General features: G+C 35.3%; 18 protein-coding genes and 3 tRNA genes. 11 read left to right on the forward strand and 10 right to left on the reverse strand.

Annotation, left to right across the window (positions count from 1 at the left end; translation table 11 throughout):
• Positions 1–18: 18 nt before the first annotated feature.
• The gene (gene guaB, locus HMPREF1516_RS03090) at positions 19–1,497 is read right to left on the reverse strand and encodes an IMP dehydrogenase (protein ID WP_033584615.1); all 1,479 of its coding nucleotides are present in this window, start codon (positions 1,495–1,497) and stop codon (positions 19–21) included.
• Positions 1,498–1,656: 159 nt separating this feature from the next.
• The gene (trpS, locus tag HMPREF1516_RS03095; RefSeq protein ID WP_000165469.1) at positions 1,657–2,685 is read right to left on the reverse strand and encodes a tryptophan--tRNA ligase; all 1,029 of its coding nucleotides are present in this window, start codon (positions 2,683–2,685) and stop codon (positions 1,657–1,659) included.
• A gap of 195 nt (positions 2,686–2,880) precedes the next feature.
• Between trpS and HMPREF1516_RS03100 the strand changes: the two genes are divergently transcribed.
• Positions 2,881–4,503, forward strand: a complete 1,623-nt coding sequence (locus tag HMPREF1516_RS03100; protein WP_033605771.1) for an ATP-binding cassette domain-containing protein — start codon at positions 2,881–2,883, stop codon at positions 4,501–4,503.
• A gap of 61 nt (positions 4,504–4,564) precedes the next feature.
• On the forward strand, positions 4,565–7,117 hold the full coding sequence (locus tag HMPREF1516_RS03105) for a YfhO family protein (protein WP_033605772.1): 2,553 nt from the start codon (positions 4,565–4,567) through the stop codon (positions 7,115–7,117).
• A 21-nt stretch (positions 7,118–7,138) separates the two neighbouring features.
• Here the strand turns inward: HMPREF1516_RS03105 and HMPREF1516_RS03110 are convergent, their stop codons facing one another.
• Entirely contained in the window at positions 7,139–9,793 is a 2,655-nt protein-coding gene (locus HMPREF1516_RS03110; protein ID WP_033605773.1) for a YhgE/Pip domain-containing protein, read from the reverse strand.
• Between the two features lie 128 nt (positions 9,794–9,921).
• On the opposite strand from HMPREF1516_RS03110, the gene HMPREF1516_RS03115 reads away from it, so the two are divergent.
• Positions 9,922–10,464 (forward strand): TetR/AcrR family transcriptional regulator, encoded by a 543-nt coding sequence (locus tag HMPREF1516_RS03115; protein WP_000665084.1) that lies wholly within the window; start codon positions 9,922–9,924, stop codon positions 10,462–10,464.
• Between the two features lie 39 nt (positions 10,465–10,503).
• Here the strand turns inward: HMPREF1516_RS03115 and HMPREF1516_RS03120 are convergent.
• From HMPREF1516_RS03120 to rlmH, 7 genes are all read right to left on the reverse strand, one after another.
• A tRNA-Asn gene (locus HMPREF1516_RS03120) sits at positions 10,504–10,577 on the reverse strand.
• A gap of 5 nt (positions 10,578–10,582) precedes the next feature.
• Positions 10,583–10,654 (reverse strand) — tRNA-Glu (locus HMPREF1516_RS03125).
• A 51-nt stretch (positions 10,655–10,705) separates the two neighbouring features.
• Entirely contained in the window at positions 10,706–11,458 is a 753-nt protein-coding gene (gene comE, locus HMPREF1516_RS03130) for a competence system response regulator transcription factor ComE (protein ID WP_000866079.1), read from the reverse strand.
• Complete coding sequence (gene comD / locus HMPREF1516_RS03135) at positions 11,455–12,774, reverse strand: competence system sensor histidine kinase ComD (RefSeq protein WP_000345271.1); 1,320 nt, start codon at positions 12,772–12,774, stop codon at positions 11,455–11,457. The genes comE and comD overlap by 4 nt, the downstream gene beginning before the upstream one ends.
• A gap of 12 nt (positions 12,775–12,786) precedes the next feature.
• The gene (comC, locus tag HMPREF1516_RS03140) at positions 12,787–12,909 is read right to left on the reverse strand and encodes a competence-stimulating peptide ComC (RefSeq protein WP_000798830.1); all 123 of its coding nucleotides are present in this window, start codon (positions 12,907–12,909) and stop codon (positions 12,787–12,789) included.
• Between the two features lie 165 nt (positions 12,910–13,074).
• A tRNA-Arg gene (locus HMPREF1516_RS03145) sits at positions 13,075–13,148 on the reverse strand.
• 43 nt (positions 13,149–13,191) lie between these two features.
• The gene (rlmH, locus tag HMPREF1516_RS03150) at positions 13,192–13,671 is read right to left on the reverse strand and encodes a 23S rRNA (pseudouridine(1915)-N(3))-methyltransferase RlmH (protein ID WP_033605774.1); all 480 of its coding nucleotides are present in this window, start codon (positions 13,669–13,671) and stop codon (positions 13,192–13,194) included.
• 177 nt (positions 13,672–13,848) lie between these two features.
• On the opposite strand from rlmH, the gene HMPREF1516_RS03155 reads away from it, so the two are divergent.
• From HMPREF1516_RS03155 to mfd, 8 genes are all read left to right on the forward strand, one after another.
• Entirely contained in the window at positions 13,849–15,039 is a 1,191-nt protein-coding gene (locus HMPREF1516_RS03155) for a S1C family serine protease (protein WP_000681812.1), read from the forward strand.
• Between the two features lie 57 nt (positions 15,040–15,096).
• On the forward strand, positions 15,097–15,855 hold the full coding sequence (locus HMPREF1516_RS03160) for a ParB/RepB/Spo0J family partition protein (protein ID WP_033605775.1): 759 nt from the start codon (positions 15,097–15,099) through the stop codon (positions 15,853–15,855).
• A 279-nt stretch (positions 15,856–16,134) separates the two neighbouring features.
• Positions 16,135–17,433 (forward strand): chromosomal replication initiator protein DnaA, encoded by a 1,299-nt coding sequence (gene dnaA, locus HMPREF1516_RS03165; protein ID WP_394335025.1) that lies wholly within the window; start codon positions 16,135–16,137, stop codon positions 17,431–17,433.
• A gap of 158 nt (positions 17,434–17,591) precedes the next feature.
• Positions 17,592–18,728 (forward strand): DNA polymerase III subunit beta, encoded by a 1,137-nt coding sequence (gene dnaN / locus HMPREF1516_RS03170; protein ID WP_033605777.1) that lies wholly within the window; start codon positions 17,592–17,594, stop codon positions 18,726–18,728.
• Between the two features lie 64 nt (positions 18,729–18,792).
• On the forward strand, positions 18,793–18,987 hold the full coding sequence (locus HMPREF1516_RS03175; protein WP_000285178.1) for a DUF951 domain-containing protein: 195 nt from the start codon (positions 18,793–18,795) through the stop codon (positions 18,985–18,987).
• Positions 18,988–19,071: 84 nt separating this feature from the next.
• On the forward strand, positions 19,072–20,187 hold the full coding sequence (gene ychF, locus HMPREF1516_RS03180) for a redox-regulated ATPase YchF (protein ID WP_001218702.1): 1,116 nt from the start codon (positions 19,072–19,074) through the stop codon (positions 20,185–20,187).
• Positions 20,188–20,259: 72 nt separating this feature from the next.
• Positions 20,260–20,829 (forward strand): aminoacyl-tRNA hydrolase, encoded by a 570-nt coding sequence (pth, locus tag HMPREF1516_RS03185; protein WP_000163921.1) that lies wholly within the window; start codon positions 20,260–20,262, stop codon positions 20,827–20,829.
• Positions 20,830–24,333, forward strand: a complete 3,504-nt coding sequence (gene mfd / locus HMPREF1516_RS03190; RefSeq protein WP_033605778.1) for a transcription-repair coupling factor — start codon at positions 20,830–20,832, stop codon at positions 24,331–24,333.
• The last annotated feature ends 48 nt before the right edge of the window (positions 24,334–24,381 follow it).

Below are 24,381 nucleotides of genomic sequence, written 5' to 3' on the forward strand. Positions count from 1 at the left end.
GAGTTCTTTTTATCTCTTTTACATAGAATAATTTGGTGCCTCATTAGTAATTTGTACATCATGAGGGTGGCTTTCTTTCAAACCAGCACCAGACATTTCAATAAATTGAGCATTATCGTGTAGTTCTTTAAGGTTAGCTGCACCACAGTAACCCATACCAGAGCGGATACCACCAATCATTTGGAAGACAATATCAGCTACCGCTCCTTTATAAGCAACACGACCTTCAATTCCTTCTGGAACAAGTTTGTTTGCTTCATTGACAGAACCTTGGAAGTAACGATCGCTTGAACCTTTCTTCATTGCTGCGATTGATCCCATACCACGGTAAGTCTTGAATTTACGTCCTTGGAAGATTTCAGTTTCACCTGGTGCTTCGTCTGTTCCAGCAAACATTGATCCAAGCATAACAGCATTTCCACCTGCAGCAAGGGCTTTTACAATATCTCCAGAATACTTGATTCCACCGTCAGCAATGATCGTTTTTCCATATTCACGCGCAACAGCTGCTGCATCATAGATTGCTGTAACTTGTGGTACACCAACCCCTGCAATCACACGAGTGGTACAGATAGAACCTGGTCCAATTCCAACTTTGACAACATCTACACCTGCTTCGTAAAGAGCACGCGCACCTTCTGCAGTGGCAATATTACCCGCAATCAAAGTGCGGTCTGGGAAGTGAGCACGAATTTCAGCAATTTTACGTAGAACACCAGCAGAGTGACCATGGGCAGTATCAATAACAATTGCGTCAGCACCTGCTTCAAAAAGGGCTTCGGCACGTTCAAATGTATCTGAAGTAACACCTACTGCACCTGCAACTAAGAGACGACCAAACTCATCTTTGGCAGCATTTGGAAATTCAATCACTTTTTCAATGTCTTTAATAGTAATCAAGCCAGAAAGACGACCTTCTTCATCAACTAAAGGAAGTTTTTCAATACGGTGTTCTTGAAGAATGCTCTCAGCTGTTGCAAGATCTGTACCAACAGGAGCAGTAACAAGATTTTCACTGGTCATGTGGTTTGAGATTGGCTGATTGTAATCTGAAATAAAGCGAAGATCTCGGTTTGTTAGAATACCAACCAATTTACGATTTTCAAGTGTCTCTACAACTGGAACACCACTGATACGGTAACGTCCCATCAGTTCATCTGCTTCAGCAATAGTGTGTTCTGGAGTCAAGAAGAATGGATCAATAATAACACCATTTTCAGAACGTTTTACCTTGCGAACTTCATCTGCCTGTTGCGCAATAGACATATTTTTATGGATTACTCCAAGACCACCTGCACGAGAAATGGCAATAGCCATTTGACTTTCTGTGACTGTATCCATGGCGGCTGTTATAATTGGGATATTTAAAGTCAGATTATCTGCCAATTTTGTTGTTAAATCTGCATCATTAGGCAACACATGACTTTCTGCTGGAATGAGCAATACATCATCAAAAGTAAAACCTTTTTTTAAAAATTTAGTATCCCAATTAGACATTGAAGTTTCCTCTTTTCTTTCTTTTTGAGCTTGACTCTTTTTGTATTGTATCTATCATACCATTCTATGAAAATTTGTCAATTATATTTATGGTAGAAATCATAAAAAAACTATCCCTGTGATCCTATGGAAGAGATAGTTTTATGATTTATTTTTTATCTATAATTTAAAATAATTTAGTCCCATTGCTCCTTTAACTTCAGATAAAGTTTCCCCCGCAACCTCACGCGCTTTCTCACTACCTTTTTGAAGCATATTGTACACTTCTCCCATATCCTTAGCAAATTCGATACGGCGCTCACGAATAGGACCAAGTTCGCGTTCTAATATTTCAAGTAGATAACGTTTCGTCTTTACATCACCAAGACCACCACGTTGATAATGTTCTTTCATATCTGCAATGTCTTGAGCATCTTCTGGACGACTAAACACATCTAGATAATGGAAAACCATATTCCCTTCAATCTTACCTGGATCCTCCACTCGAATATGGTTTGGATCAGTATACATGCTCATGACTTTTTTACGTAAAGTATTCGCATCATCTGCTAGATAAATACCATTATTAAGGGATTTAGACATTTTAGCATTTCCATCTAGACCAGGCAAACGTCCTGCCCTCTCATTTTCTGGATAAATACCTTCTGGTTCCACCAAAACATCACAGTTGTATGCGTTGTTAAAAGAACGAACAATTTCACGAGTTTGCTCAATCATTGGTTTCTGGTCTGTTCCTACAGGAACATAATTGGCCTTGAAAGCAGTAATATCTGCTGCTTGCGCAATTGGATAGACCAAAAATCCTGTCGGAATACTTTCTCCAAACCCTTTTTGAGCAATCTCTGTTTTTACTGTTGGATTCCGTTCCAAACGAGCTAGTGACACCAAATTCATATAGTACATAGACAGCTCAGCCAATTCTGGAATCTGGCTTTGAATAAAGATAGTTGATTTACTTGGATCCAATCCAACTGCTAGATAATCCAAGGCAACATTCCCAATCGATTCTACAATCGTTTGAGGGTCTTTAGCGTGATCTGTCAATGCTTGTTGGTCCGCCAAAAAAACAAACATCTCATACTTGTCTTCTTCCTGCAGTAATACTCTATTTTTAAGACTCCCAACATAATGTCCAATATGCAGTTTTCCTGTTGGGCGATCTCCTGTTAAAATAATGGGTTTCGTCATTTTTTTCTCCTTCGAAATGGTCTCTTCAATTATAGCATTTTTTTGTTAAAATAACAGAAAATTATTTAAATCAGACAACTAACTCATTGTAAACAAACCTGTAAACTTAATTGACATAAAATTGACAAACAAAAATTTGAATATTTCTCTCTTTTCTAGTAGAATAAATGTATTACATATTATAGGAGAAAAACATTGCTTACAGTATCTGATGTTTCACTACGTTTTAGTGATCGCAAACTTTTTGATGATGTCAATATCAAATTTACAGAAGGAAATACATACGGATTAATTGGTGCTAATGGTGCTGGGAAGTCTACATTCTTAAAAATCTTGGCTGGTGATATTGAGCCAACAACTGGTCACATCTCTCTTGGTCCAGATGAACGTCTCTCTGTTCTCCGTCAAAATCATTTTGACTATGAAGATGAGCGTGTCATTGATGTCGTCATTATGGGAAATGAAAAACTTTATAGCATCATGAAGGAGAAAGATGCTATTTATATGAAGGAAGATTTTTCCGATGAAGATGGTGTTCGTGCGGCCGAACTCGAAGGTGAATTTGCCGAACTTGGAGGTTGGGAGGCAGAAAGTGAAGCGTCTCAATTACTTCAAAACCTAAACATTCCAGAAGAATTGCACTATCAAAACATGAGCGAATTGGCCAATGGTGACAAGGTGAAGGTTCTCCTTGCTAAAGCTCTATTTGGTAAACCAGACGTCCTTCTTTTGGACGAGCCAACCAACGGGTTGGACATCCAATCTATTACTTGGCTAGAAGACTTCTTGATTGACTTTGATAACACCGTTATCGTTGTATCCCATGACCGTCACTTCTTAAACAAAGTATGTACTCATATGGCCGACCTTGACTTTGGAAAAATCAAACTCTATGTTGGAAACTATGACTTCTGGAAGGAATCTTCTGAGCTTGCTGCTAAATTGCTAGCAGACCGTAATGCTAAGGCAGAAGAAAAAATTAAGCAATTGCAAGAATTCGTTGCTCGCTTCTCTGCCAACGCTTCTAAGTCAAGACAAGCAACGTCTCGTAAAAAAATGCTTGACAAGATTGAACTAGAAGAAATTGTGCCATCTAGTCGTAAATATCCATTTATCAACTTTAAAGCAGAACGTGAGATTGGTAATGATCTCTTGACAGTAGAAAATCTAACTGTAAAGATTGATGGTGAAACTATTCTAGACAATATTAGTTTCATCTTGCGTCCAGGTGATAAGACAGCTCTTATTGGACAAAATGACATCCAAACGACTGCATTAATTCGTGCAATTATGGGTGACATCGACTATGAAGGAACTGTCAAGTGGGGAGTTACTACTAGCCGTTCTTACTTGCCAAAAGACAACTCGGCTGATTTTGCAGGAGGAGAGTCAATCCTTGACTGGTTGCGTCAATTTGCAAGTAAAGAAGAAGATGACAATACCTTCCTACGTGGTTTCCTTGGTCGTATGCTCTTCTCTGGTGATGAGGTTAACAAACCTGTAAACGTCTTGTCAGGGGGAGAAAAAGTACGTGTCATGCTTTCAAAACTCATGCTCTTGAAATCAAATGTCCTTGTACTTGATGATCCAACAAATCACTTGGACTTGGAATCTATCTCAAGCTTGAACGATGGATTGAAAAACTTTAAAGAATCAATCATCTTTGCTAGTCATGACCACGAGTTTATCCAAACTTTGGCAAACCATATCATTGTTTTGTCTAAGAATGGCGTCATTGATCGTATTGATGAAACCTACGATGAATTCCTAGAAAATGCAGAAGTACAAGCAAAAGTTAAAGAACTTTGGAAAGATTAAATAAGACTTCAAAACTCAGTTGGGGTAACCAACTGAGTTTTCTATCATTCTACGAGGTAACATGAAATCATTTTTTAAAACATATTGGACCTATTTTGTTTCTTTCATCATTCCTTTAGTAATTATGACTGGAGTATACTTAACTCAAGGTATCTACTGGAATAGCGATGCATCTCCACTATTAGGAGACGGTTTCCATCAATACGTTATTTTTGATGTAGCTTTACGAAATATTCTGCATGGAAATGGCAGTTTGTTTTACACCTTTACAAGTGGCCTCGGACTGAATTTCTATGCTCTATCTAGTTATTACTTGGGTAGCTTTCTTTCACCCATAGTTTACTTTTTTAATCTGTCGAATATGCCAGATGCTGTCTATCTAACCACTCTCTTAAAATTTGGATTGATTGGTCTGTCAACCTTCTTTAGTTTGACTAGATTATTTAAAGATATCCCAAAATTTTTAAAACTTGCATTATCTACTTCCTATGCTTTAATGAGCTTCACTGTCAGTCAGTTAGAGATTAAAACCTGGCTAGATGTTTTTATCTTGATTCCTTTAATTATAACTGGTTTACACCTACTTATAACACAAAAGAAGCGCCTACTATACTTTACAAGTTTGTCAATCTTATTTATTCAAAATTATTATTTTGGGTATATGACAGCATTGTTTCTTATTTTCTGGTATCTCTGCCAAATTTCTTGGGACTTTAAAACTCGAAAATCATCTTTTCTTGATTTTGTTGTTACCTCCTTTTTAGCTGGAATGGCTAGTTTGATTATGACTCTTCCTACACTGTTTGATTTACAAACTCATGGAGAGAAGTTGACTGCCATCACAAAATTAAAGACAGATAGTAGCTGGTATTTGGATATTTTTGCAAAACAATTCATTGGATCTTTTGATACAACTAAATATGGATCTATACCAATGATTTTTGTTGGATTGCTTCCTTTTATTTTGACTATTCTATTTTTCACAATAAAATCCATAAGGTTTCACGTGAAACTTACCTATGCAATTTTCTTTACTTTTTTAATAACAAGCTTTTACATAGAAGCACTTGATTTATTTTGGCAAGGGATGCATACCCCAAATATGTTTTTGCATCGCTATGCTTGGATTTTTTCCACTCTGTTAATTTATACTGCAGCAGAAGTCTTAAATCGTCTGAAAGAACTGAAGCTCTGGAATTTATTTGTCTCACTTTTTCTTGTACTAACAGGATTTTTGGCCACTGTCTATTTTAAATCACACTATTCTTTTTTAACTGATTTGAATATCCTACTCACTCTTGAATTTCTACTAGTTTATGCTCTTTTACTTCTTGCAGTCATTAGAAAATTTATCTCTGTAAATCTATTTGCAATTCTTTTGTCTTTATTTATAACGGCTGAGATAAGCTTAAATGCATCATCTCAAATGGAAGGAATAGCTAAAGAATGGGCCTTTGCTTCTCGTAGCGCCTATAATAGAGATATCACCGCTATGGAATCAATTCTAAACCAAATTGACAATTCATTTACACGTACTGAAAAACTGCAAATTCAGACTGGAAATGACAGTATGAAATTTAACTACAATGGAATCTCTCAATTTTCGTCTGTACGAAATCGTTCAGCTAGCACTAGTTTGGATAAACTGGGATTCAAATCCTCTGGAACCAACCTTAATCTCCGTTATGCAAATAACAGTCTTTTAGCAGACAGTTTATTTGGAATCCAGTACAATATTTCTGAAACTTCACTTGATAAGTATGGCTTTCAAGAGATTTATCAAAAGGATCATTTAACCTTATATAAAAATCAACTCTCTTTACCCATTGCCTTTGCCACTCAATCTATTTACACAGATGTAAACTTTAACAATCACACTCTAGATAATCAAGCTTTATTTATAAACCAGCTTGCTAATCTCAACTTAGATTACTTCTCCCAAATAGCATCTGATAAAACAGATACTTCAGATGGTTTAACGAGCATCACAGGTTCTGCGAATGAGGATGCAAAGATTGATTATCAAATTGAGGTTCCTCAAAATAGCCAAGTCTATCTCTCTTTTTCAAATCTTCATTTTACAAACGATAAGCAAAAGAAAGTTGACATCCTTGTCAATGGAGAAAAAAAGACTTTTACAACTGACAATGCATTTAATTTCTTTAATTTGGGTTATACTGAAGAACAAAAAACTTTCAATATCAGTGTTAGTTTCCCTGGAAATTCTCAGGTGTCCTTTGAATCTCCAACCTTCTATCGTTTAGATACTCAGGCTCTTACTGAGGCAATTCAAAAGATTAAAGAACAACCTGTAGAAGTATCCACCTCTAAAAATAAAGTCTTTGCTACATATGAAGTAAAACAAGATACCTCTATTTTCTTCACTATTCCTTATGACAAAGGTTGGTCTGCATACCAGGATGGGAAAAAACTTGAAATCAAGCAGGCTCAAACTGGTTTTATGAAAGTTGATGTTCCAAAGGGAAAAGGCACCATTACACTTTCCTTTATCCCCAATGGTTTTGTTATTGGAGCAGCCTGCTCACTAACTGCCCTTCTTCTTTTTGGGATCTATAATCACAGACGAAATTTATCTAAGACAGAAAAAGATTGACCAATTTCTTGGCCAATCTTTTTAATCTTCTTCCATTTTCTTAGGTTGATAAGCTAGCATACCTAAAGCAGTAAAGAAAGCTAGAGTTATAATAAGGAAAATCACTTGATGATGAATATTTCCTGTCATAGAGATTGTTTGTCGTAAGCCTGATACAGAATAACTCATTGGTAACCAAGGATTGACACCTTTGAAGAAATCATTTGTCAAAGCAAGGGGATAGGTCCCTGCACTTGATGCTAACTGTAATAAAAGTAAAATAAGAGAGAAGAAAGCTCCAATACGGCTATTCCAAGTTGTTAAAGCTGTCACCATAGACATGAAAGCTAAACTTGTGATTATAATTAGAATCAAGGTCCTCATCTCATGGTTCGCAGTCAATCCAATAAGATGGACACCTCCATAAACTAAAACACCTGCTAAGACAGCTATAATCCCATTTATTTCAGAGCGAGACTTCAACCAAGCCCAACGACTCTCTGGATGACGTCCAGAAGGCAACTTAGCAAAAATCATATTGGTAGATATAGCAGCAACAAAAAGAGCAACTGATATCATATAAGGAGCCATAGCAATCCCATTTACAGGGACTTGGTCGTTATCTGTTTTTGAAAGAACTAGAGGTTCAGATAATGTTTCTGCATTTTTAGATTCTGTTGAAGCTGATTTGAGTTGATTATTAGCATTGCCTAATCCTTGTCCTAATGAATCAACTCCTGTCTGTAAATCTTCAAGACCAGAGGTTAAGGTTGTTCCACCAGCTGCTAGTTTTCCAGCACCATCTGCTATCTTCATAGCGCCACTTCCTAGTTGGGATGCTGCAGAAAGTAACTGTGTTGATTTGTCTGTTAATTGACTTGAACCAAGCTGTATTTTATCAAGTCCTGCAATTAATTCCGGACTCTTGCTATTTAATTGGTTAGAACCAGATGATAGTTTTTCAATACCTGTTACTAATTCTGGAGTTTTCCCAGCTAGAGTATCCAAACCAGTTGTCAATTTTGAAGAGTTTTCTGTCAACTTGGTTGAGCCAGAAACCAATTGATCCAAACTTGTTGTTAAAGTTGTATTCTTTTCACTTAGTTGATTTACACCTAAAGAAATAGTATCCAATCCTTTAGTATACGCATTAACTCCATTTTCAATTGATTGAATTCCGGGAACTAACTGATTATCTACAGCATTTTGCAACTGTGTAAATCCACTTGACATAGATGTCAAGGAACTAGACGCTATAGGTAAAAGTTGATTTGCTTTAGTCTGTAAAGTAGAAAGATTAGAGACTGGTTGGTTTATACTTCCTAAATTTTCTTTTAAATCTCCTGCCGTCGTTAAAATTGCTTTTGCTGACTCTATCGTAGAATTAGAATTATTTGAAACAGCTTCAGTCAATTCTTTTTTCTGAGTTTCAGTGAGAGATTGATAAGTTGCTGTTGCTTGAAGATTTGTAAGAGTTTTCTCTTGCTCTGCTTGACTATTAGTCACAATAGTTTGAGCAAGAGTCGTTATATTTGTTAAGTCATTAGATATTGTATTTTTAAGATCAGTATTATCTGAAACTGTAACTGATTGGAGAGCCTTATTCAACTCATCTAAACTGCTTGCTAACTGTGTTATATCCTCTTTCTGTTGAGATGAAGTATTTAATTGTGTGGATATTTTTTTGATTCCTTTATTTAATTGAGTAATACCGTCTCTCAATGTATCTGATTGACTTGATAGTTGGTTTGTACCAACAGATAATTTGTCAACTCCGCTTGTATAGGCATTGACACCAACCGAAAATTGACTGAGACCTGAATTGAGTTGTGAAACTCCACCTGTATAGGTCTTTATACCTGTATTCAGCTGATTTACACTTGTCACCAACTCAGGAGTTCTTGAGGCCAATTGACCAAGTCCAGTGTCAACTTGTGAAACTGCATTTGTATAACTTTGTAAACCACTATTAAAAGTTCCTAAACCAAGATGTAATTGCTCTATGGCAGATACATAGGCAGACAATCCTTTTGTAAATTGATTAGCTCCATTTGAAAAAGTTACACTTGAGTTAGCTAGAGTATTGAGATTTGTCGTCAATGTTTGACTTCCTTTTGCTAACTGATTAGTCCCATCAGCCAGTTGTTCACTTCCATCAGCTGCTTTATTTATCCCAGACTTCAAGTCACTTATTTTTTGAAATAGTGCCTTGGTATATGTTTCAGTTACATTTGTAGAGACGGTTTGTTTTAATTGTGTCATTGCAGAATCACTCATCTTACTTGCAATAAAGCTACGACCGCTTGAAGTTTGATAATCAATTTGCATCTGTTCAGGGTGATTTGTTAGGATCGAAGTAGCTTTTTCAGATAAATCACTTGGTAAAGTCACTACCATATAGTATTCGCCATCATCTAACCCCTTTTTCCCCTCTTCTTCATTGACAAAATGAAAATCCAAAGTCTTATTTTCTTTTAAATTAGACACCATGTCTTTTCCTATAGCCATTGTATTTCCATTATAAGAAGCTTCCTTATCATTATTAACAACTGCTACAGGTAACTCCGATACTTGACCATATGGATCCCACATTGACGATAAAAATATGATATTGTATAAAGCTGGAATAAGAGAAATCCCTATCATTACAATAATGAATGTCGGTTTTTTAAAAATTGCTTTCCATTCTTTAAACATATTTCCTCCTTTTTTTAAACATATTGTCTAAATTTTTGATATAATAGATTATACATTAAAAAATCTAAATTACAAGATAAAAAATATTTTTTTAGACATATAGTCTAAATTGTTCAAAAGGAGAAACTATGAAAGAAAGTAACAAACGATTAAAAACAAAGAGAAATATTGAAAATGCCATGGTTCAATTATTGATGGATCACCCCTTCGATCAAATTACTACAATTAAATTAGCAGAAAAAGCTGGAATTAGTCGTTCTAGCTTCTATACCCATTACAAGGATAAGTATGATATGATTGAACACTATCAAAGTAAGTTATTTCATACATTTGAGTATATCTTCCAAAAACATGCTCATCATAAAAAAGATGCCATTTTAGAAGTATTCGACTATTTAGAATCTGAACCATTATTAGCTGCTCTTTTATCTGAAAATGGTACCAAAGAAATCCAAAATTTCTTAAGAAATAAGCTTCATATCATGCTGAGCACAGATCTTCAGAAGCGCTTTATGCAACTACAACTAAATTCAATTGAATTAGAATATAGCAGCATTTATCTGACAAATGCCCTATTTGGAGTTTGTCAAACTTGGATTGCTCGTGGAAAAAAAGAAAGTCCGCAAGAAATGACAGACTTCCTTATGAAAATGCTAGGTGATGCCAACTAAGAACAAAAAAGAACACCATCTGGTGTTCTTTTTATCTAACTCCGCCAGTAGGACTCGAACCTACGACATCATGATTAACAGTCATGCGCTACTACCAACTGAGCTATGGCGGATAAAATAGTCCGTACGGGATTCGAACCCGTGTTACCGCCGTGAAAAGGCGGTGTCTTAACCCCTTGACCAACGGACCATCTATCTGTAGCAGATATAACCATTATATCAATTTCTTACTGATTGTCAATCACTTTTTAGATTTTTTCTCTAGAATATCTTTTAGTTTACGAACTTTCAAACGGGTAATGGGACAACGATGATCTTCATAAAAAACAACTTCTAAATTCTTTCGATCAATTTCTCTCACATTTCCCACATTGACAAGGAAAGATTTATGGGAGCAATAAAATCGTTGAGTATGTTTGTCCTTTTCCTGAATATCTGTCATAGTTCCATAAAACTCTTTAGCAAAATTCTTACCAATAATACGCAATTTATGAGAAACACCTGTTGTTTCGATATACAGAATATCATGGTAAGGAATTTTCAAATCATTTCCCTTATAGTTGTAATCAAAATAGTCTACAACATCTTCGTTTTCAAGCAGCATGCTTTTGGTATAGAAGATACTCTGCTCGATACGTTTTTTGAACAATTCATCATTGATGTCCTTATCTACAAAATCTAAAGCTGATACCTGATACTTATAAGTTAAAGTAGCAAATTCAGATCGACTAGTAATAAAGACAATAATAGCATAAGGATTGTGATGACGGATAAATTGAGCCACTTCAAAGCCTTTTTTCTCGATTCCATGAATATCGATATCTAGGAAATAAAGCTGGTTTACTTCATCATTTTCGATATATTCCTTAAACTCACGAACTTTTCCTGTTGTCTTATATGAGATAGGAATATTCGATTCCTCAGAGATTTCATTCAATATTCTCTCTAGTCTCACTTGATGCTCAATAACATCTTCTAAAATTAATACTTTCATTCAAATTCTCTCTTAAATCTAATAATTTGTCTAAATGTGTTGTCTTCCATTTCTGTTTCTAAAATAATGTTGTCATACTTATCTAAGATCTCTTTGACATTATTTAGTCCTAGACCTCTATTTCTTCCCTTGGTAGAGAAACCTAGGGCAAATAAGTCTTCTGAAGGCGTCATAGTGATTTTACATGAATTCTGGATAACTATAACTGTTTCAAAATCCATTTTAATGACTGCAACTTCCATTTGTTTCAAGTAACTATCTGCGGCACCTTCAACAGCATTATTTAATAGAATGCTCATGATGCGAACAAGATCAAGTAAATCCATTGACAATCTAGTAATGACATCTTTTACTTCCAATGTAAACTCTACATCATTATTTCGTGCATATACAATCGATTGAGCAATTAAACTTCGTAAAGCCGAATCTTCTATGTTGTTTAAATCAAAGTAAGTATATTTGTCTGACCTCAATTTCTGATTTGCTTTTACTAAGACCTCGTTGTAAATCCTGTCAATTTCGTGTAAATCTCCGCTGTCAATCGCCATTTGCATGCTGACAAGCATACCTGCATAGTCATGACGAAAACCTCGAATCTCATTATACAAACCCACAATCTCATCTGTATAAGTTTGTAAATACTTTTGTTCAAATTTCTTCTGCTTTAGGGCAATCTCTTTTTCAATTTGAACCTTATAAGAATTCATTGCAAAGAAAACTAATAGCAGACAGATAAAAACAATGGTTGATAAAATACTTCCGAAGCTATTTAAATGATGAGTTGTACTTACTATATCTGAAATAAACAATAAGATATGCAAACCAAAGAAAGCAACTGTTACTTTTTTTAAAAAAGGGTACAGATAATCTTTATCAAAATATTTTATTTTTAAATGAAAATAACGAATTGTTTTTAAAATAACAAAATAGGTCAACAACAATACTACTAGAAAGAATATACTTTCATAGTGTAATGCAAGCTCATCACCTGTTATCGAGGATAGGGTTACAGCTATAAAAGTATGAGTACTGTGATATAAGAGAGAAAGCAGGAAACTTAGGAATACTCCCCTATACTTATCAAACTTTTTAAACCATATAAAATAAGCGTATAAAATAAATGGATATAAAAATTTTTCAATCCCTAGTCCACTTAAATATATAGAATAGAAGAAAAATTCAACTACAAATTCTACTATTACTGTATAAAAAATAAAGAAGTATTGTTCTTTTCTAGTTGTATTACAAATCAAATTATAACTTTTACTAGTAATAAAAATATGTAATATAACGCTTATTATTGCGAAAAAATCCATTCTTTTCTCCCTTTACTTTCTTTTAAAAAAATAAAATAAAAAATTATTTTCCTTTCTAATTTCTCCACCTCGAATCTCCTGCAATTCTGCCTCTGTTACCTTTTTAAATTGTTCCAATTTTTCTGTATTTTTCATAATGAAATCTCCTGTATTATTTTTTTCTTGTAAGTTAACTTACAAATCCATTATACAAAATGAAGACCATATAAGAAAAAAATTTTCCCAACTGTACATTTTTGCACCTGAAACGCACTTTTTTAAGAAAAAAGCTGGGATTCATCCCAGCTTCGCATCTAAAATTGATCCCAGCAGGATTCGAACCTGCGACCGTTCGCTTAGAAGGCGAATGCTCTATCCAGCTGAGCTATGAGACCTAACATGACCATTCTATCAAAAAACAAGAGCTAAGTCAATCTTCTATTTGTGGTAAGGAGAACCCTGCTGAATCGTAAAAGCACGGTAAATTTGTTCAACTAAAACCAATCTCATTAACTGATGTGGTAATGTCAGACGTCCAAAACTGACAGAAAGATTGGCCCTATTTTTTACAACAGGAGCTAGACCCAAACTTCCTCCAATGATAAAAGTAAGAGTTGAGTAGCCTTTGATAGAAGCCTGCTCTAGTTGCTTACTAAATTCCTCTGAGGAGAGTATTTTTCCTTCAATGGCTAGTACAACGACAAAGTCCCTTTCTCCAACCTTAGAAAGAATTCTTTCACCTTCTGTTCCCAAGATTTTTTGATTTTCTAATTTACTGGCTTTGTCAGGTGTTTTCTCATCAGCAAGTTCAATCATTTTTAATTTGGCAAAACGTGAAATTCGTTTGATATACTCAGCAATGCCATCTTTTAAGTATTTCTCTTTCAGTTTTCCTACTGTTACAACTTTTATTTTCATTCTTCTATTCTATCATATCCACACTTTATTTCACATCTTATACACATGAAAATCATCCAAAAATACTATTAAATTCACAGAATAATGTGAGTTATCCACAACTTGTGTAAAACTTTTAAGCTTAGATTAAGTTAATAGGTTTATAATCTTGACAAACAATAGCAAACGGAGGCGTTTATGAAACACTTACAAAAATTTTACAAAAAAGGAGTTACTTTTCTTGTAATTATTCTAATAGGATTTTTGAGTGGTGCACTAGGAAGTTTTGTAACATTGCAACTTTATCAAAAACAAGGAAATCAAGCTACAAATAATAATTCTGGCACTGTAACTCAAACATCATACAAGAATGAAAACTCAACTACTCAAGCAGTGAATAAAATTAAGGATGCTGTTGTATCAGTCATTACTTACTCTGCTAATAAACAAAGTAGTGTATTTGGAACCGAAGAATCAAATTCTGATACGGATAATCAACAGATTGCAAGTGAAGGATCAGGTGTCATCTATAAAAAGAACGAAAATGATGCTTATATTGTAACAAATACTCACGTTATTAACGGAGCTTCAAAAGTCGATATCCGTTTAGCTGATGGTACAAAAGTACCTGGTGAAATTATTGGATCGGATACCTTCTCTGATATTGCTGTCGTAAAAATTTCTTCAGAAAAAGTTACAACAGTGGCAGAATTTGGTGATTCAAGCCAACTTAACGTTGGAGAAACAGCGATTGCTATCGGTAGTCCTTTAGGTTCAGAATATGCTAATACAGTTACACAGGGAATCATCTCAAGTCTTAATCGGAATGTTTCTCTAAAATCTGAAGATGGTCAAGCTATTTCAACAAAAGCCATTCAAACAGATACGGCCATTAACCCTGGTAACTCTGGTGGTCCTCTTGTAAATATTCAAGGACAAGTAATTGGTATTACATCAAGTAAGATTGCAAGTAATGGTGGAACATCTGTAGAAGGTCTTGGTTTTGCAATTCCTTCGAACGATGTACAAAATATCATTAAACAGCTTGAAAGTGATGGTAAAGTGACTCGTCCTGCTCTTGGAATCCAAATGGTCAATCTGTCCAACGTTGGAGCTAATGATCTTAGAAAACTAAACATTCCAAGTGGCCTCACTTCAGGTGTAGTTGTTCGATCTGTTCAAAGTAATATGCCTGCAAATGGACATCTTCAAAAATACGATGTCATTACTAAAGTTGACGACAAAGAAATTACTTCATCAACAGACTTACAACATGCTCTTTACAACCATGCTATTGGAGACACTATCAAAATAACCTACTACCGTAATGGTAAGGAGGAAACAACCTCTATAAAACTAGATAAGAATTCTGGTGATTTGGAACGTTAATTGACATCAGTGTAAAGAAAACTTTACAGAAAGTAAAAGATATGTTAGTGTAGAATCATGGAAAAATTTGAAATGATTTCTATCTCTGAAATACAAAAAAATCCTTACCAACCTCGGAAAGAATTTGATGTAGAAAAATTAAAGGAATTGGCTCAGTCAATCAAAGAAAATGGGCTCATCCAACCAATCATCGTTCGTCAATCTCCTGTAATTGGTTATGAAATCCTTGCAGGAGAGAGACGATATCGAGCTTCTCTCTTGGCTGGTCTGACCTCTATCCCAGCCGTTGTAAAGCACCTCTCAGATCAGGAAATGATGGTTCAATCAATCATTGAGAATTTGCAGAGAGAAAATTTAAATCCTGTTGAAGAAGCACGCGCCTATGAATCTTTAGTAGAGAAAGGATTTACTCACACTGAGATAGCGGATAAAATGGGGAAATCTCGTCCTTATATCACTAATTTTATTCGTTTACTTTCCCTACCAGAATATATCTTAACTGAAGTAGAAAATGGAAAAATTTCTCAAGCGCATGCACGTTCCCTAGTTGGTTTGGACAAAGAGCAGCAAGACCATTTCTTTCAACTAATTAAAAATGAAGACATCTCTGTGAGAAAGTTGGAAGCACTACTGACAGAAAAAAAACACAAGAAGCAAAAAAAAAGTGATTCTTTCATCAAAGATGAAGAAGATAAATTAAAAAAACTACTAGGTTTAAGTGTAGAAATTAAACTTTCTAAAAAAGATACTGGAAAGATTATCATCTCTTTTTCAAGTCAAGAAGAATACGATAGAATTATTAACAGCCTGAAATAAGGCTGTTCTTTTATTTTCTTAACCCACAAATTTATCCACTAATTTTTTTATCAAAAACCCTACTAAATCAAGGAAAAAGCTATTTATCCCCAACCTGTGGATAAATACTACTAACATTGTGGATTCTTTTCCACAATCTGTGGAAAAATCCTACTATCTATGGTAAAATAAGTCTAGCACTAAACTACTAAAATCATAGTAAAGGAGGAAAAATAGTTGAAAGAAAAGCAATTTTGGAATCGTATTTTAGAATTTGCTCAAGAAAGATTGACTCGATCTATGTATGATTTCTATGCTACACCTGCTGAACTCATCAAAGTAGAAGAAAATACAGCTACTATATTTCTACCGAGATCAGAGATGGAAATGGTGTGGGAAAAGCAATTAAAAGATATTATTGTTGCTGCTGGTTTTGAAATTTATGATTCTGAAATCAAACCTCACTATATTTTCACTAAACCTCAGAGTACAGAATCTCCTCAAGTAAATGATACGAATAGTGTCTCTACTTACAATTACACACCTGCACTACCAACGATTCCTTATTCTGAAACAGGATTAAAAGAAAAATATACCTTTGATAACTTTATTCAAGGTGATGGGAATGTTTGGGCGGTTTCTGCTGCGTTAGCTGTATCAGAAGATTTAGCTCTAACCTACAATCCTCTTTTTATCTATGGAGGACCTGGTCTTGGAAAGACTCACTTGCTCAATGCGATTGGAAATGAGATTTTGAAAAATATTCCTGATGCGCGTGTCAAGTACATTCCTGCCGAAAGCTTTATCAATGACTTTCTTGAGCACTTAAGACTTGGGGAAATGGAAAAGTTCAAAAAAACTTACCGTAGTCTTGATCTCTTGTTGATTGATGATATCCAATCTCTCAGCGGTAAAAAAGTCGCAACCCAGGAAGAATTTTTCAATACCTTCAATGCTCTTCATGATAAGCAGAAACAGATTGTCCTAACCAGTGATCGAAGTCCTAAACACCTAGAAGGCCTTGAGGAAAGACTTGTCACGCGCTTTAGCTGGGGATTGACGCAAAATATCACTCCTCCTGACTTTGAGACACGTATCGCCATTCTTCAAAGTAAAACAGAGCACTTGGATTACCATTTCCAAAGTGATACTCTGGAATACTTGGCTGGCCAATTTGATTCAAATGTTCGAGAATTAGAAGGAGCAATCAACGATATCACTTTAATTGCCAGAGTAAAGAAAATTAAGGATATCACTATTGATATTGCTGCGGAAGCTATTAGAGCACGTAAGCAAGACGCTCGCCAGATACTTGTTATTCCAATTGAGAAAATCCAAACTGAAGTTGGTAATTTTTATGGAGTGAGTGTCAAAGAAATGAAGGGGACGAGACGAGTTCAGAACATCGTTTTAGCACGTCAAGTTGCCATGTACCTAGCTAGAGAACTGACAGATAACAGTCTTCCAAAAATCGGAAAAGAATTTGGCGGAAAGGATCACACCACCGTTATTCATGCCCATGCTAAAATTAAATCATTGATTGACGAAGACGATAATTTACGTTTAGAAATAGAAGCAATCAAAAAGAAAATTAAGTAGCTTGTGGATAAGTTTTCCTTTCTTATCTTTTTTATCCACATTTTTTTAACAAGCTTAGAAGCTTAAGTTCACTAAATAGCACCCAGTTTTCCACAGAATTCACACACTCTATTATTACTATTAACTTTCTAATACTAAAAATAAATAAAGGAGAATCCATGATTCATTTTTCAATTAATAAAAATTTATTTCTACAAGCCTTAAATACCACAAAACGAGCAATCAGCTCAAAAAATGCTATTCCAATTTTATCAACAATAAAAATTGACGTTACAAATGAAGGAATTACTTTAATTGGATCAAACGGTCAAATTTCTATTGAGAATTTCATTTCTCAAAAGAATGAAGATGCTGGTCTCTTGATCACTTCTTTGGGTTCGATTCTTCTTGAAGCTTCTTTCTTCATCAATGTGGTATCTAGTCTTCCAGATGTAACGCTAGATTTAAAAGAGATTGAACAAAAACAAATTGTCTTAACCAGTGGCAAATCAGAAATTACCCTAAAAGGAAAAGATAGCGAACAGTACCCACGAATCCAAGAAATTTCAGCAAGCACACCTTTAGTTCTTGAAACAAAACTGCTCAAGAAAATTATCAATGAAACAGCTTTTGCTGCAAGTACGCAAGAAAGTCGTCCCATCTTAACAGGTGTTCATTTTGTATTGAGCCAACACAAGGAACTAAAAACAGTTGCGACAGACTCACACCGCCTTAGCCAGAAGAAATTGACTCTTGAAAAAAATGGAGATGATTTCGATGTGGTAATTCCTAGTCGTTCTCTACGCGAATTTTCAGCGGTATTTACAGATGATATTGAAACTGTAGAGATTTTCTTTGCAAATAATCAAATCCTCTTTAGAAGCGAAAATATTAGCTTCTACACTCGTCTACTAGAAGGTAATTATCCTGATACAGATCGCTTGATTCCAACAGACTTTAACACTACAATTACTTTTGATGTTGTTAATTTACGTCAATCTATGGAACGTGCACGTCTCTTATCAAGTGCGACTCAAAACGGTACTGTGAAGCTTGAAATTAAAGGTGGGGTTGTTAGTGCCCATGTTCACTCTCCAGAAGTTGGTAAAGTAAACGAAGAAATCGATACGGAGCAGGTGACTGGGGATGATTTAACTATTAGTTTTAACCCAACTTACTTGATTGATTCCCTCAAGGCTTTAAATAGCGAAAAGGTAACTATTAGCTTTATCTCAGCTGTTCGTCCATTTACTCTTGTGCCAGCAGATACTGACGAAGATTTCATGCAGCTCATTACACCAGTTCGTACAAATTAAGTAAAAGAGGTTGAGCCTGGCTCGCCTCTTTTATGATATAATCGAAAAAGAAAAGGAGAATAGTATGTATCAAGTTGGAAATTTTGTTGAGATGAAAAAGCCTCATGCTTGCATAATCAAATCAACAGGAAAAAAAGCTAATCGTTGGGAAATCACTCGTGTAGGGGCAGATATCAAAATCAAATGTAGCAATTGTGACCACCTTGTCATGATGAGTCGCTATGATTTTGAACGAAAAATGAATAAGATTATTGACTAAGAACCCTTAGTTAGAGGGTTAGCAAGTTTTCCCTTTTTGTGTTATAATGTTAGGGATTGAAATGAGAACGGAGAATGAGAAACTATGGCTTTAACAGCAGGTATCGTTGGTTTGCCAAACGTTGGTAAATCAACCCTTTTTAATGCAATTACAAAAGCAGGAGCAGAGGCGGCAAACTACCCATTTGCGACTATTGATCCAAACGTTGGGATGGTGGAAGTTCCAGATGAACGCCTACAAAAACTAACAGAAATGATTACTCCTAAAAAGACAGTTCCAACAACCTTTGAGTTTACAGATATTGCAGGGATTGTAAAAGGAGCTTCAAAAGGAGAAGGTCTAGGTAATAAATTCTTGGCCAATATCCGTGAAGTAGACGCGATTGTTCACGTAGTTCGTGCTTTTGATGATGAAAATGTGATGCGCGAGCAAGGACGTGAAGACGCCTTTGTGGATCCACTTGCAGATATTGATACCATTAACCTAGAATTGATTCTTGCTGACTTAGAATCAGTTAATAAACGCTATGCGCGTGTAGAAAAGATGGCACGTACGCAAAAAGATAAAGAATCAGTAGCAGAATTTAATGTTCTTCAAAAGATTAAACCAGTCCTTGAGGATGGAAAATCAGCTCGCACCATCGAATTTACAGATGAAGAACAAAAAGTTGTCAAAGGTCTCTTCCTTTTGACCACTAAACCAGTTCTTTATGTTGCTAATGTGGATGAGGATGTAGTTTCAGATCCAGATTCTATCGAATATGTGAAGCAAATTCGTGAATTCGCAGCGACAGAGAATGCTGAAGTAGTAGTTATTTCCGCGCGTGCTGAGGAAGAAATTTCTGAGTTAGACGATGAGGATAAGCAAGAGTTTCTTGAAGCACTTGGTTTGACTGAATCAGGCGTTGACAAGTTGACTCGTGCAGCTTATCACTTGCTTGGGCTTGGAACTTACTTCACAGCTGGTGAAAAAGAAGTCCGTGCTTGGACCTTTAAGCGAGGGATGAAAGCTCCTCAAGCAGCTGGTATTATCCACTCAGACTTTGAAAAAGGGTTTATTCGTGCAGTAACCATGTCATATGAGGATCTAGTAAAATATGGATCTGAAAAGGCTGTAAAAGAAGCTGGGCGCTTACGTGAAGAAGGTAAAGAATATATCGTTCAAGATGGCGATATTATGGAATTCCGCTTTAACGTTTAATAACATTTAATAAATAGTGTCAATTAGGTTGGAAAAAAATTCCAACCCTTTTGGCTTTTGAAAGGAAAATAAATGACTAAATTACTTGTTGGATTAGGAAATCCAGGGGATAAATATTTTGAAACCAAGCACAATGTTGGATTTATGTTGATTGACCAATTGGCCAAAAAACAAAATGTCACCTTTACACATGACAAGATATTTCAAGCTGACCTAGCTTCTTTTTTCTTCAATGGAGAAAAAATTTATCTCGTCAAACCAACAACATTTATGAATGAAAGTGGAAAAGCGGTTCATGCTTTATTGACTTACTATGGTTTGGATATTGAAGATTTACTCGTTATTTACGATGATCTTGACATGGAAGTTGGGAAAATTCGTTTAAGAGCAAAGGGGTCAGCTGGTGGTCATAATGGTATCAAGTCTATTATTCAACATATAGGTACTCAGGTATTTAACCGTGTTAAAATAGGTATTGGAAGACCTAAAAAAGGCATGTCAGTTGTTCATCATGTTTTAAGTAAGTTTGATCAGGATGACTATGTGGGTATTTTACAGTCTATTGACAAGGTTGACGATGCTGTAAACTACTATTTACAAGAGAAAAACTTTGAGAAAACAATGCAGAGGTATAATGGTTAAATGGTGACTTTATTAGATTTATTCTCAGAAAATGATCAGATAAAAAAATGGCATCAAAATCTGATAGATAAGAAAAGACAACTAATACTTGGTTTATCAACGTCTACCAAGGCTCTTGCAATTGCAAGCAGTCTAAAAAAAGAAAATAAGGTTGTGTTACTGACCTCGACTTATGGTGAAGCAGAACGAATTATCAGTGATCTTCTTTCTCTCTTAGGAGAGGAATTTGTCTATCCATTTTTGGTTGATGACTCTCCTATGGTAGAGTTTTTGATGTCTTCACAAGAAAAAATCATTTCGCGGGTTGAGGCCTTGCGTTTTTTGAGTGATCCGTCTAAGAAAGGGATTTTAGTTTGTAATATCGCAGCGAGTCGGTTGATTTTACCCTCTCCGACTAGATTTAAAGAAAGTATTATAAAGATTGCGGTTGGTGAAGAATATGACCAACACGAGCTACTTCACCGGTTAGAGGAAATTGGATATCGAAAAGTTACTCAAGTACAGACCCAAGGTGAGTTTAGTATTCGAGGAGATATTTTAGATATTTTTGAGATGTCTCAGTTAGAACCTTTCCGAATTGAGTTTTTTGGTGATGAAGTAGATGGTATCAGGTCATTTGAAGTTGAAACACAATTATCGAAAGAAAATCAGACAAACCTCACTATCTTTCCAGCTAGCGACATACTTTTGAGAGAAAAAGATTATCAACGAGGACAGTCAGCTTTAGAAAAGCAAATTTCAAAGACTCTATCACCAATTTTAAAATCATATTTGGAAGAGATTTTGTCAAGTTTTCATCAAAAACAAGTACATTCAGATAGTCGAAAGTTTTTGTCCTTATGTTACGATAAAACATGGACTGTATTTGATTATATTGAAAAAGATACACCAGTATTCTTTGATGACTATCAAAAATTGATGAATCAGTATGAATCCTTTGAAAGAGAATTAGCACAATACTTTACAGAAGATTTACAGAATAATAAATCATTTTCTGGGATGCAGTATTTTGCAGATACAGAGCAAACCTATAAAAAACAAAGTCCAGTTACCTTTTTCTCCAATCTGCAAAAGGGCTTAGGAAATCTTAAGTTTGACCATATTTATCAATTTAATCAATACCCTATGCAGGAGTTTTTCAATCAGTTTTCTTTTCTTAAAGAAGAAATTGAGCGATACAAAAAAATGGACTACACCATTGTTTTGCAGTCTAGCAATTCAATGGGAAGTAAAACATTGGAGGATGTTTTAGAGGAATACCAGATCAAATTGGATTCCAGAGATAAGTCAAGTATCTGTAAAGAATCTGTAAACTTGATTGAGGGTAATCTAAGACATGGTTTTCATTTTGTAGATGAAAAAATTCTCTTGATTACTGAACATGAGATTTTTCAAAAGAAATTAAAACGTCGGTTTAGAAGACAACATGCTTCAAATGCAGAGCGATTAAAAGATTATAATGAACTTGAAAAAGGAGACTATGTTGTTCACCATATCCATGGAATTGGTCAATATCTAGGAATCGAAACAATTGAAATCAAAGGTATCCACCGTGATTATGTCAGTGTACAGTATGAAAATGGTGACCAAATCTCCATCCCAGTGGAGCAGATTCAGTTACTGTCCAAATATGTTTCAAGTGATGGTAAAGCACCAAAACTTAATAAATTAAATGACGGTCATTTCAAAAAGGCCAAGCAAAAAGTTAAGAACCAGGTAGAGGATATAGCTGACGATTTAATCAAACTGTATTCTGAGCGTAGTCAGTTGAAGGGGTTTGCTTTCTCAGCGGATGATGATGAACAACATGCTTTTGATGATGCTTTCCCTTATGTTGAAACGGATGATCAACTTCGCAGTATTGAGGAAATCAAGAGAGATATGCAGGATTCTCACCCCATGGATCGACTTTTGGTTGGAGATGTTGGTTTTGGGAAGACTGAAGTAGCAATGCGTGCTGCTTTTAAGGCAGTCAATGATCACAAACAGGTGGTTGTTCTAGTTCCAACGACGGTTTTAGCACAACAACACTATACGAATTTTAAGGAACGATTCCAAAATTTTGCTGTTAATATTGATGTGTTGAGTCGCTTTAGAAGTAAAAAAGAGCAGGCAGAGACACTTGAAAAATTAAAGAATGGTCAAGTTGATATTTTGATTGGAACGCATCGTGTTTTGTCAAAAGATGTTGTATTTTCTGATTTGGGCTTGATGATTATTGATGAGGAACAACGATTCGGTGTTAAGCATAAGGAAACTTTGAAAGAACTGAAAAAACAAGTAGATGTTCTAACCTTGACAGCAACGCCAATCCCTCGTACCCTTCATATGTCTATGCTAGGAATTCGAGATTTGTCTGTTATTGAAACTCCTCCAACTAATCGCTATCCAGTGCAAACTTATGTTTTAGAAAAGAATGATAGTGTGATTCGCGATGCTGTCTTGCGTGAAATGGAGCGTGGAGGTCAAGTTTACTATCTTTACAACAAAGTTGACACTATTGATCGGAAGGTTTCAGAATTACAGGAGTTGATTCCAGAAGCTTCAATTGGGTTTGTTCATGGACAAATGAGTGAAATTCAGTTAGAAAACACTCTATTGGACTTTATTGAAGGCCAATATGATATTTTGGTGACAACTACCATAATTGAAACAGGCGTTGACATTCCAAACGCCAATACCTTATTTATTGAAAATGCAGACCATATGGGCTTGTCAACCTTGTATCAATTAAGGGGAAGAGTTGGTCGGAGCAATCGCATTGCCTATGCCTATCTTATGTATCGTCCAGAAAAATCAATCAGTGAAGTCTCTGAAAAGAGATTAGAAGCAATCAAAGGATTTACAGAATTGGGATCTGGATTTAAGATTGCGATGCGAGATCTTTCAATTCGTGGAGCAGGAAACCTCTTAGGAAAATCCCAATCGGGCTTCATTGATTCTGTTGGTTTTGAATTGTATTCTCAGTTACTAGAAGAAGCTATTGCTAAACGGAACGGTAATGGGAATAAAAGAATCAAAGGAAATGCTGAGTTGATTTTACAAATTGATGCTTATCTTCCTGACACTTATATTTCTGATCAACGACATAAGATTGAAATTTACAAGAAAATTCGTCAAATTGACAATCGTACCAACTATGAAGAACTACAAGAAGAATTGATGGATCGCTTTGGAGAATATCCAGATGTAGTAGCATATCTTTTAGAGATTGGTTTGGTCAAGTCATATTTTGACAAGGTCTTTGTAGAACGTGTGGAAAGAAAAGAAAATAAGATTACAGTTCAATTTGAAAAAGTCACTCAACGACTGTTCTTGGCTCAAGATTATTTTAAAGCCTTATCCGCAACGAACTTAAAAGCAGCCATAGCGGAGAATAGAGGTTTAATGGAAGTTGTATTCGATGTTCGAAACAAGAAGGATTATGAAATTTTAGAAGGTCTGCTGATTTTTGGAGAAAGTTTATTAGAGATAAAAGAATCAAAGAAAACAAATCTTAGTTAACATTTTTCTTCTATAAAAGGGATAAAAATGGTACAATAATAATTTGAG

The sequence above is a fragment of the Streptococcus sp. CM6 genome, from assembly GCF_000526095.1.
Classification (GTDB): Bacteria; Bacillota; Bacilli; order Lactobacillales; family Streptococcaceae; genus Streptococcus; species Streptococcus oralis_BW.

Excerpts from the sequence above, each read along its gene's own strand:
- guaB (WP_033584615.1), bottom strand. The coding sequence starts at position 1,497 with ATGTCTAATTGGGATACTAAATTTTTAAAAAAAGGTTTTACTTTTGAT.
- trpS (WP_000165469.1), bottom strand. The coding sequence starts at position 2,685 with ATGACGAAACCCATTATTTTAACAGGAGATCGCCCAACAGGAAAACTG.
- HMPREF1516_RS03105 (WP_033605772.1), top strand. The coding sequence starts at position 4,565 with ATGAAATCATTTTTTAAAACATATTGGACCTATTTTGTTTCTTTCATC.
- HMPREF1516_RS03110 (WP_033605773.1), bottom strand. The coding sequence starts at position 9,793 with ATGTTTAAAGAATGGAAAGCAATTTTTAAAAAACCGACATTCATTATT.
- HMPREF1516_RS03115 (WP_000665084.1), top strand. The coding sequence starts at position 9,922 with ATGAAAGAAAGTAACAAACGATTAAAAACAAAGAGAAATATTGAAAAT.
- comE (WP_000866079.1), bottom strand. The coding sequence starts at position 11,458 with ATGAAAGTATTAATTTTAGAAGATGTTATTGAGCATCAAGTGAGACTA.
- comD (WP_000345271.1), bottom strand. The coding sequence starts at position 12,774 with ATGGATTTTTTCGCAATAATAAGCGTTATATTACATATTTTTATTACT.
- comC (WP_000798830.1), bottom strand. The coding sequence starts at position 12,909 with ATGAAAAATACAGAAAAATTGGAACAATTTAAAAAGGTAACAGAGGCA.
- rlmH (WP_033605774.1), bottom strand. The coding sequence starts at position 13,671 with ATGAAAATAAAAGTTGTAACAGTAGGAAAACTGAAAGAGAAATACTTA.
- HMPREF1516_RS03155 (WP_000681812.1), top strand. The coding sequence starts at position 13,849 with ATGAAACACTTACAAAAATTTTACAAAAAAGGAGTTACTTTTCTTGTA.
- HMPREF1516_RS03160 (WP_033605775.1), top strand. The coding sequence starts at position 15,097 with ATGGAAAAATTTGAAATGATTTCTATCTCTGAAATACAAAAAAATCCT.
- dnaA (WP_394335025.1), top strand. The coding sequence starts at position 16,135 with ATGTATGATTTCTATGCTACACCTGCTGAACTCATCAAAGTAGAAGAA.
- dnaN (WP_033605777.1), top strand. The coding sequence starts at position 17,592 with ATGATTCATTTTTCAATTAATAAAAATTTATTTCTACAAGCCTTAAAT.
- HMPREF1516_RS03175 (WP_000285178.1), top strand. The coding sequence starts at position 18,793 with ATGTATCAAGTTGGAAATTTTGTTGAGATGAAAAAGCCTCATGCTTGC.
- ychF (WP_001218702.1), top strand. The coding sequence starts at position 19,072 with ATGGCTTTAACAGCAGGTATCGTTGGTTTGCCAAACGTTGGTAAATCA.
- pth (WP_000163921.1), top strand. The coding sequence starts at position 20,260 with ATGACTAAATTACTTGTTGGATTAGGAAATCCAGGGGATAAATATTTT.
- mfd (WP_033605778.1), top strand. The coding sequence starts at position 20,830 with ATGGTGACTTTATTAGATTTATTCTCAGAAAATGATCAGATAAAAAAA.